The following is a 6,791-nucleotide window of genomic DNA, read 5'->3' as shown; positions in this document are numbered from 1 at the left end:
CCCACTCTAACCCCCCCTCCCCCCCCCCCCCCGTTTCTCGGTTTGGGCGGCGCCCCCCACCCCCCCCCCCCCTCCGCCCCCACCCCCCCCCCCGCCGGGGGGCGGCGCCCCCCCCCCGCCGCCCCCCCGCCACAGGTTTCACTCCTGCGGGTTTCACTCCCGCGGGTGGGGGTAGGCCGGACGATCTCCGCAGGCGCCGGCCGCCAGACCCCTGCCGTACCCCAACGGCCACCCTCCGGCCGGCCGCCAGGCCGAAGGGAGAGGCTGATGAACTGCAGGACGCAGGTCGTGCTGGCCGCCGGGATCGGGTACCTGCTCGGGCGGCAGCACAAGTTGCGCTGGGGCCTGATGCTGGCCGCGGCGGCGGCCACCGGCCGGCTCAGCCGTCCCGGTGGCGTGCTGCAGCACGGCGTCCGGGCGCTGGGCTCGTCGGAGGAGCTCCACAAGCTCGGTGAGATGGGCGGGCCGCTCGTCGCCGCCACGAAGGACGCCGCCAAGGCCGCGGTGACGGGCCGGCTCGGCTCGGTGACCGACCGGCTCCGGGACCGCACGGACGGCGTCCGCGGCGAGGACCGCGGCGAGGACCGCGGCGACGAGCGCGACCTCGAACGCGGCGAGGATCGGCCCCGCCGCCGGGAGCCGCGCGGCGAGGAGCAGCCCCGCCGCCGGGAGCGGCGCGACGAGGACGAGCTCCGCGACGAGTACGAGGAGCGCGACGAGTACGACGAGGCGGAAGAGGAGGAGCCGGAGCCCGTGATGGCCGGCGCCCGGTCGCGGACCCGTCCGCCGGTGCGGCGGAGGGGGACGAGCCGATGACCGGGCAGCCGAGCAGCGTCGCCGAGGTGCTGGCCCGCAGCGGGCGTGAGCTCGCCGGTGTCGCCGGCCGCCGGGTGGTCGCCGCGGCCGGCCGGAAGGTCAGCGGGCTGACGGACCGCCTGACCGAGTACGCCAGCGGTGGCGAGGGCGGCGCCGGCCTCGCCGCGGCGGTGACGGGCGCGCAGAAGGTGGCCGAGGGCAAGTCGCCGGCCGGGGCCATGGTCTCCGGCGGGTGGGCCGGCCTCAAGGAGAAGGTGAAGGGGTTCTTCGGCGGCGGCAAGGGCGCGAAGGGCGCGAAGGGCCGCAAGCTGAAGGTCACCAACATCGAGGAGACGCTGGACGTCGGCGTGCCGGTGCGGGTCGCGTACAACCAGTGGACGCAGTTCGGCGACTTCCCCAGCTTCATGAAGAAGGTCGAGAGCGTCGAGCAGGAGTCGGACGAGAAGACCAACTGGAAGGCCCAGGTCTTCTGGTCGCACCGCACCTGGGAGGCGACGATCGTCCAGCAGGTCCCCGACGAGTGCATCGTCTGGCGCTCCAAGGGCGCGAAGGGTCACGTCGACGGCGCGGTCACGTTCCACGAGCTGGCGCCGAACCTGACGCGGATCCTGCTGGTCCTGGAGTACCACCCGCAGGGCTTCTTCGAGGGCACCGGGAACCTGTGGCGGGCCCAGGGCCGCCGGGCCCGGCTGGAGTTCAAGCACTTCCGGCGGCACGTCATGACCCAGACGATGCTCGACCCGGACGCCGTCGAGGGCTGGCGGGGCGAGATCCGCGACGGCGAGGTCGTCAAGGACCACGAGACCGCCATGCGCGAGGAGGAGGACCGCGAGGCACAGGCCCGCGAGGAGGCGGGCGGCGAGGAACGCGAGGAAGAGGAACAGGAGCGTGCGCCCGCACCGCGCGCGGAGGAGGACCGGGAGCGCGGGGAGCGCGCGGTCCGCAAGCAGCAGGGGCGGCGCAACGTCCGTGAGGAACCCGAGCGGGCGCGGCCGCAACGCGTGGGGAGCAAGCGATGAGCACCGCGATGCAGCAGCGCGGCGGCGGCGTGGTCGACCGGCCGAACTCGGCGTCGCTCGCCGACGTGCTCGACACCATCCTCGACAAGGGCATCGTCATCGACGCGTACGTGCGCGTCTCGCTCGTCGGCATCGAGCTGCTGACGATCGACGCGCGGGTCGTCGTGGCCAGCGTCGACACCTACCTGCGCTTCGCCGAGGCGGTCAACCGCCTCGACATCGCCCAGGAGAAGGCCGGCCTGCCGGAGCTCATGGGCGACATGGCGGAGGGCGGCGCCAAGCACAAGACGAAGGGCGTGCTGGAGGCGGCCGGCGAGAAGGTCCGCGACGTGCTCGACGTCGGCGACGAGCCCGAACCCGAACCCGAGCGCGTGCCGCGCCGCCGGCGCCGGGAGGAGGCGTGACATGGTGACGACGGCCACCGGGACCTACGTCTACGGTATCGTCCCCGCCGACGTCGAGACCGACCCCGAGGCCCGCGGCGTGGGCGGGGACGCGCCGGTGACCGTGGTGCGGCACGGCCGGGTCGCGGCGCTGGTGTCCGAAGTGGACCGCGCCCGGCCGCTCGGCACGCCCGACGACCTGCTGGCCCACGAGCAGCTCCTGGACGCCACGGCGGCGGTGGTACCGGTGGTGCCGGTGCGCTTCGGCGCGGTACTGACGGATCGGCAGTCCATTGTGGACGAGCTCCTGGTGCCGCACCACGACGAGTTCGCCGCGACCCTCGGCCGGCTCGACGGCAAGGCGGAGTACGTGGTGACCGCGAAGTACGCCGAGGACGCCGTGCTGCGGGAGGTCATCGCCGCCGACCCGCGGCTGGAGCGGCTGCGCGCCGCCGTCCGCGACCGCCCCGAGGGGACCACCCGGGAGGAGCGTATCGAGCTCGGCGAGGCGATCGGCGCGGCGATCGACGCCCGGCGCCAAGCCGACGCGCAGGCGGTTGTCGACGCCCTCGCACCGGCCGCGACCGCCACCGTCGAGCGGGAGCCGGTCGGCGAGTTCGGCGCCGCGAACGTCGCCGTCCTCGCCGAGACGCGGCGTGAACGGCAGCTCGTGCGGGCGGTGGAGGACCTGGCCCGGCGCTGGGCCGGCCGGGCCGAGGTGCGGCTGCTGGGCCCGCTGGCACCGTACGACTTCACGGAGGCGGCGTAGCCGTGGGACTCGTCGGCGCCATCCTGACCTTCCCGCTCGCGCCGGTCCGGGCCGTGGTCTGGGTGGGCGACATACTGCGCGAGCAGGTCGAGCACCAGCTGTACGACCCGGCGGTGATCCGGCGGGAGCTGGAGGAGGTCGCCGAGGCCCGGGCCGCCGGCCGGATCGACCCGGCGGACGCGGACCGCCGCGAGCGCGAGCTCGTCGGCCGGCTGGTGCGGCCGTCCGGCGCTGAGGAGGGATGACCCATGCCCCGCTACGACGAGGACGACCGGCGGGCCCGCGGGCCGGGCGCGGTCGCCCGGGCGGTGCTGCGCGACGTCGCCGAGCTGACCGGCAAGCCGCCCTCGGGCATCACCGCCCTGGAACCCGGCGACGACGGCTGGGTGGTCGAGGTCGAGGTGGTCGAGGACGAGCGCATCCCGTCGTCCAGCGACATCCTCGCGACCTACCGGGCCGAAGTGACGGAGGACGGTGCGCTCATCGGACTGCGGAGGATTCGGCGGTACCCCAGGGGCAAGGGCGACGACAAGGTGGCCTGACATGAGCCAGCTGTCCTACGGCAACAGCCGGGCGGTCGCGACGACCGGGCACGAGCCGGCAAACCTCGGCGACATCCTGGAACGGGTGCTCGACCGCGGCATCGTCATCGTCGGCGACATCCGGGTGAGCCTGCTCGACATCGAACTGCTCACGCTCAAGCTGCGGCTGGTCGTCGCGTCGGTCGACACCGCCCGCGAGATGGGCATCGACTGGTGGGAGCACGACCCCTGGCTCTCGTCACAGGCCCGCGAGGCGCTTCCGGCGCCGCGGAAGGGCGAGGCGCTGCCCGCCGACGCCCCGGCGGAGCCGCTCCCGGCGCCGCGGAAGGCGCGCCATGGATGAGGGTGCCAGGGACGCGGGTGCCAGGGACGCGGGTGCCAGGGGCGAGGGCCTCTGGCTGCACGCGGTGACCCGGGCCGGCGGGCCCGACCGGCCCGGCGGCCTCACCGGGGTCGGTGGCGCCGCGGTGCGCACGGTCGAGGCGGCCGGCCTGGCCGCGGTGGTCAGCCCGGTCGACCTGGGCCGGTTCGATGAGGACGCGCTGCGCCGCAACCTGGAGGACCTGGCCTGGCTGGAGGAGGTGGCCCGGTCCCACCACGCCGTCGTCGCGGCACTGGGCGCCGCCGGCACGGTCGTCCCGGCCCGCCTCGCCACCGTGTACCACGACGCTGCCGGCGTCCGGTCGATGCTGGCCGAGCGGCGCACCGACCTCGACGCCACCCTGTCGCGCCTGACCGGCCGCACCGAGTGGGGCGTGAAGATGTTCAGTACGCCGGCGTCGGCACCCGCCCCGGCACCGGCGACCGGCCGTCCGGGGACGGAGTACCTCCGGCGGCGCCGGGCGCAGCTGTCCGCCGACGACGAGTGGCAGCAGCGTGCCGCCGAGGGCGCCGAGGAGATCCACAGCGCGCTCGAGGCCCGCGCCGAGGCGGCCCGCCGCCACCCGCCGCAGGACCGCCGCCTCACCGGCCGCCCCGAGCCGATGGTGCTCAACGCCGCGTACCTGGTGGACGAGCGCGGCTCGGCCGGCTTCACGGAGGCCGTCGCCGCGCACGCGGGGCGGCACGCCGAGCTCGACGTCGAGCTGACCGGCCCGTGGCCCCCGTACTCCTTCACGGCCGCCGGTGACGAGCCCGCCGCCGGTGACGAGCCCGCCGCCGGGGAAGAGCCCCGCGCCCGGGGCGAGCCGTGAGCAGCGGCACCGTGGCGGTGCCCGAGCGGGTCGCCCTCGCCGACCTGCTCGACCGCCTCCTGGCCACCGGCGTCGTCATCACCGGCGAGGTGACCCTGTCGATCGCGGGCGTCGACCTGGTGTACGTGTCGCTGCGCGCGCTCATCGCCTCGGCCGCCACGGTCCACCCGCCGCAGGAGCCGCCACCGTGACCGGCGACCGCATCGAGCTCGACCGCGACAAGCTGGAGCAGGGCTTCGCGTCCCTGGTCCTCACCGTCATCGAGCTGGTCCGCCAGCTGATGGAGCGCCAGGCCCTGCGCCGCATCGACGCCGGCGGCCTGACGGACGACCAGATCGAGGAGATCGGCGCGACGCTGATGGCCCTGGAGGAACACATGACCGAGCTCCGCGAGCAGTTCGGCCTGTCCCCGGCGGACCTGAACATCGACCTGGGCCCGCTCGGCATCACCGACGCCGACCGCCGCTAACCGAGGGCGATGCGCGGGGCGCCGACGATCGTGCGCCCGCTCGGGTCGGCCGAGACGATCCCCAGCGCGGTCAGCGCCTCGGCGTGGACGCGGTCCCAGATCGACGGCGGCAGCTCGCCGTCAAGGCCGGCGCCCGGCACGAGCAGGCCCTCGGTGAAGGTGGCGGGCCGCCCGAACCCGTCCCGGACCGGCACGCCGCCGAGGACGTCGTTGGTGCTGCCGGTGATGAGCACCGGCGCGTGGGCGGCACTGGCCACGGTGTCCACGTGGCCGTCCGCGGCGGCCAGCCGGACGGGGGCGGTGGCGCCGGTCGGGTCGAGCGCCGTGATGACGCCGTCCTGGCTGCTCACCACCACCACGACGCCGCTGACGACGGCGAGCGCGCGGATCGCCGACTCGTCCTGCCAGACGGGCTCGGTGGTGCGGTTCGGGAGGTCCCAGAGGTGCACGGCGCCGTCCCAGCCCGACGTCAGCACCCGGGTGGCGTCGAGGAAGGCGCAGGTCGTCGCGCCGTGGTGGTGTCCGAGCAGGCGGGCCACCGGCGCGGCCCGCTCGACGTCCCAGACGACGACCACGCCGTCGCGGCCGGCGCTGGCGAGCAGCCGGCCGTCCGGGCTCAGCGCCAGGGCAGTCACCGGCCCCTCGTGCCCGTCGAGCGGGTCGAGCTCGTCCCGCTCCGGGCGGACCCGCCGGACCGTACCGTCCTGGCCGCCGGCGAAGACGACGGTCGCGCCGGCGTCGACCGCGATCGCGCCGGGCAGGTTGACCGGGACGCGCACGCGCGCCCGGGGCTCGCCGGTGCGCGGGTCGTAGACGCCCACCGTGCCGTCGAAGCCGGTCGCGGCGAGGGTCTCGCCGTCCGCGGTGAGGCAGCATCCGCTGAACCGGCGGTCCGGGTCGGTGACGAGCGCGAGCTGCGCACCGGTGCCGGTCTCCCAGGTCCGCAGGGTGAAGTCCCATCCGGCGGTGGCCGCGATCCGGCCGTCGCCGCTGAGCGACACCCCGCTGACGAGGCCGGTGTGGCCGGCGAGGACTCCGGGCGGCCGCCGGGACCGCAGGTCCCAGACCCGGGCGGCGCCGTCCGACGTGGCCCGCACCCGCCGGCTGACCAGGGTGTACGCGGTGCCGTCGGCGGCGGTCACCGGCACCTGCTTCGTCGCCTGCTTCGTCGCCGTGGGCTCCTCGTCGGCGGACATCAGCCCGCCGAGGACGGACCGGGTCAGCTCGCGGCCGAGGCGCGCCGGCAGCATCACCTCGCGGTTGCCGTGCCGGCCGGCCTGGGCGACCAGGATCGGCCAGCCGAACGCTCCGGCCTGCGGGTCATACCCAGCGTCTGTCGTCGCCGTCATCTCCCGGGGAGTAGAACATGCCCGGTCCGCCGGGGTCCAGCCGCTGGCGGTCCACCGGCGGGTACTTCTGGTCGAAGAGCTTCAGCCGGTCGCTGAACGCCCGCATGACCCGGTGCCGGGCCGCGTCGGACCGCGACGCGGACTCGCGCAGCTTCCGGGCCCGCCGCAGCAGCCGCACGTCGTCCGGGCTCCTCCGGGTGGCCAGCTCCAGCTTGTCGACGAGGTACGACGGCAGGAACCGGCTCAGGTCG

General features: G+C 75.6%; 12 protein-coding genes. 10 read left to right on the top strand and 2 right to left on the bottom strand.

What is annotated here, in order from left to right; genetic code table 11:
- Positions 1–267 precede the first annotated feature (267 nt).
- From ABZS66_RS59645 to ABZS66_RS59600, 10 genes are read left to right on the top strand one after another with little or no spacing between them, the layout of a single operon-like run.
- Positions 268–816, top strand: coding sequence for a hypothetical protein (locus ABZS66_RS59645; RefSeq protein ID WP_354773563.1), 549 nt, complete (start codon positions 268–270; stop codon positions 814–816).
- Entirely contained in the window at positions 813–1,835 is a 1,023-nt protein-coding gene (locus ABZS66_RS59640) for an SRPBCC family protein (protein WP_354773561.1), read from the top strand. Before ABZS66_RS59645 ends, ABZS66_RS59640 begins: the two co-directional genes overlap by 4 nt.
- Before the next feature lie 8 nt (positions 1,836–1,843).
- Positions 1,844–2,239, top strand: coding sequence for a gas vesicle protein GvpJ (gene gvpJ / locus ABZS66_RS59635; protein ID WP_354773565.1), 396 nt, complete (start codon positions 1,844–1,846; stop codon positions 2,237–2,239).
- A gap of 1 nt (position 2,240) precedes the next feature.
- Positions 2,241–2,987 carry a GvpL/GvpF family gas vesicle protein gene (locus tag ABZS66_RS59630; protein WP_354773559.1) on the top strand — a complete coding sequence of 249 codons (747 nt, stop codon included), beginning with the start codon at positions 2,241–2,243 and terminating at the stop codon, positions 2,985–2,987.
- A 2-nt stretch (positions 2,988–2,989) separates the two neighbouring features.
- Positions 2,990–3,232 (top strand): gas vesicle protein GvpG, encoded by a 243-nt coding sequence (locus ABZS66_RS59625; protein WP_354773557.1) that lies wholly within the window; start codon positions 2,990–2,992, stop codon positions 3,230–3,232.
- Positions 3,233–3,235: 3 nt separating this feature from the next.
- Positions 3,236–3,529 carry a gas vesicle protein GvpO gene (gene gvpO, locus ABZS66_RS59620; RefSeq protein WP_354773555.1) on the top strand — a complete coding sequence of 98 codons (294 nt, stop codon included), beginning with the start codon at positions 3,236–3,238 and terminating at the stop codon, positions 3,527–3,529.
- 1 nt (position 3,530) lies between these two features.
- Positions 3,531–3,872, top strand: coding sequence for a gas vesicle protein GvpJ (gene gvpJ / locus ABZS66_RS59615; protein ID WP_354773553.1), 342 nt, complete (start codon positions 3,531–3,533; stop codon positions 3,870–3,872).
- Positions 3,865–4,722, top strand: a complete 858-nt coding sequence (locus ABZS66_RS59610; RefSeq protein WP_354773551.1) for a GvpL/GvpF family gas vesicle protein — start codon at positions 3,865–3,867, stop codon at positions 4,720–4,722. Before gvpJ (ABZS66_RS59615) ends, ABZS66_RS59610 begins: the two co-directional genes overlap by 8 nt.
- Positions 4,719–4,913 (top strand): gas vesicle protein, encoded by a 195-nt coding sequence (locus ABZS66_RS59605; RefSeq protein WP_354773549.1) that lies wholly within the window; start codon positions 4,719–4,721, stop codon positions 4,911–4,913. Before ABZS66_RS59610 ends, ABZS66_RS59605 begins: the two co-directional genes overlap by 4 nt.
- A complete protein-coding gene (locus ABZS66_RS59600) occupies positions 4,910–5,191 on the top strand; it encodes a gas vesicle protein K (protein WP_354773547.1) in 282 nt (93 codons plus the stop codon). The genes ABZS66_RS59605 and ABZS66_RS59600 overlap by 4 nt, the downstream gene beginning before the upstream one ends.
- On the opposite strand, the gene ABZS66_RS59595 is transcribed toward ABZS66_RS59600, so the two are convergent.
- Positions 5,188–6,540 carry a WD40 repeat domain-containing protein gene (locus ABZS66_RS59595; RefSeq protein WP_354773545.1) on the bottom strand — a complete coding sequence of 451 codons (1,353 nt, stop codon included), beginning with the start codon at positions 6,538–6,540 and terminating at the stop codon, positions 5,188–5,190. The genes ABZS66_RS59600 and ABZS66_RS59595 overlap by 4 nt on opposite strands.
- The coding region (locus ABZS66_RS59590; protein WP_354773543.1) for a hypothetical protein at positions 6,512–6,791 on the bottom strand (280 nt) is incomplete at its 5' end. The genes ABZS66_RS59590 and ABZS66_RS59595, both read right to left, overlap by 29 nt.

Source organism: Dactylosporangium sp. NPDC005572, assembly GCF_040605515.1.
In the GTDB taxonomy this organism is placed as follows: Bacteria; Actinomycetota; Actinomycetes; order Mycobacteriales; family Micromonosporaceae; genus Dactylosporangium.
The sequence above is the reverse complement of the archived record's forward strand: the minus strand, read 5'-3'. Positions and strand labels throughout refer to the sequence as shown.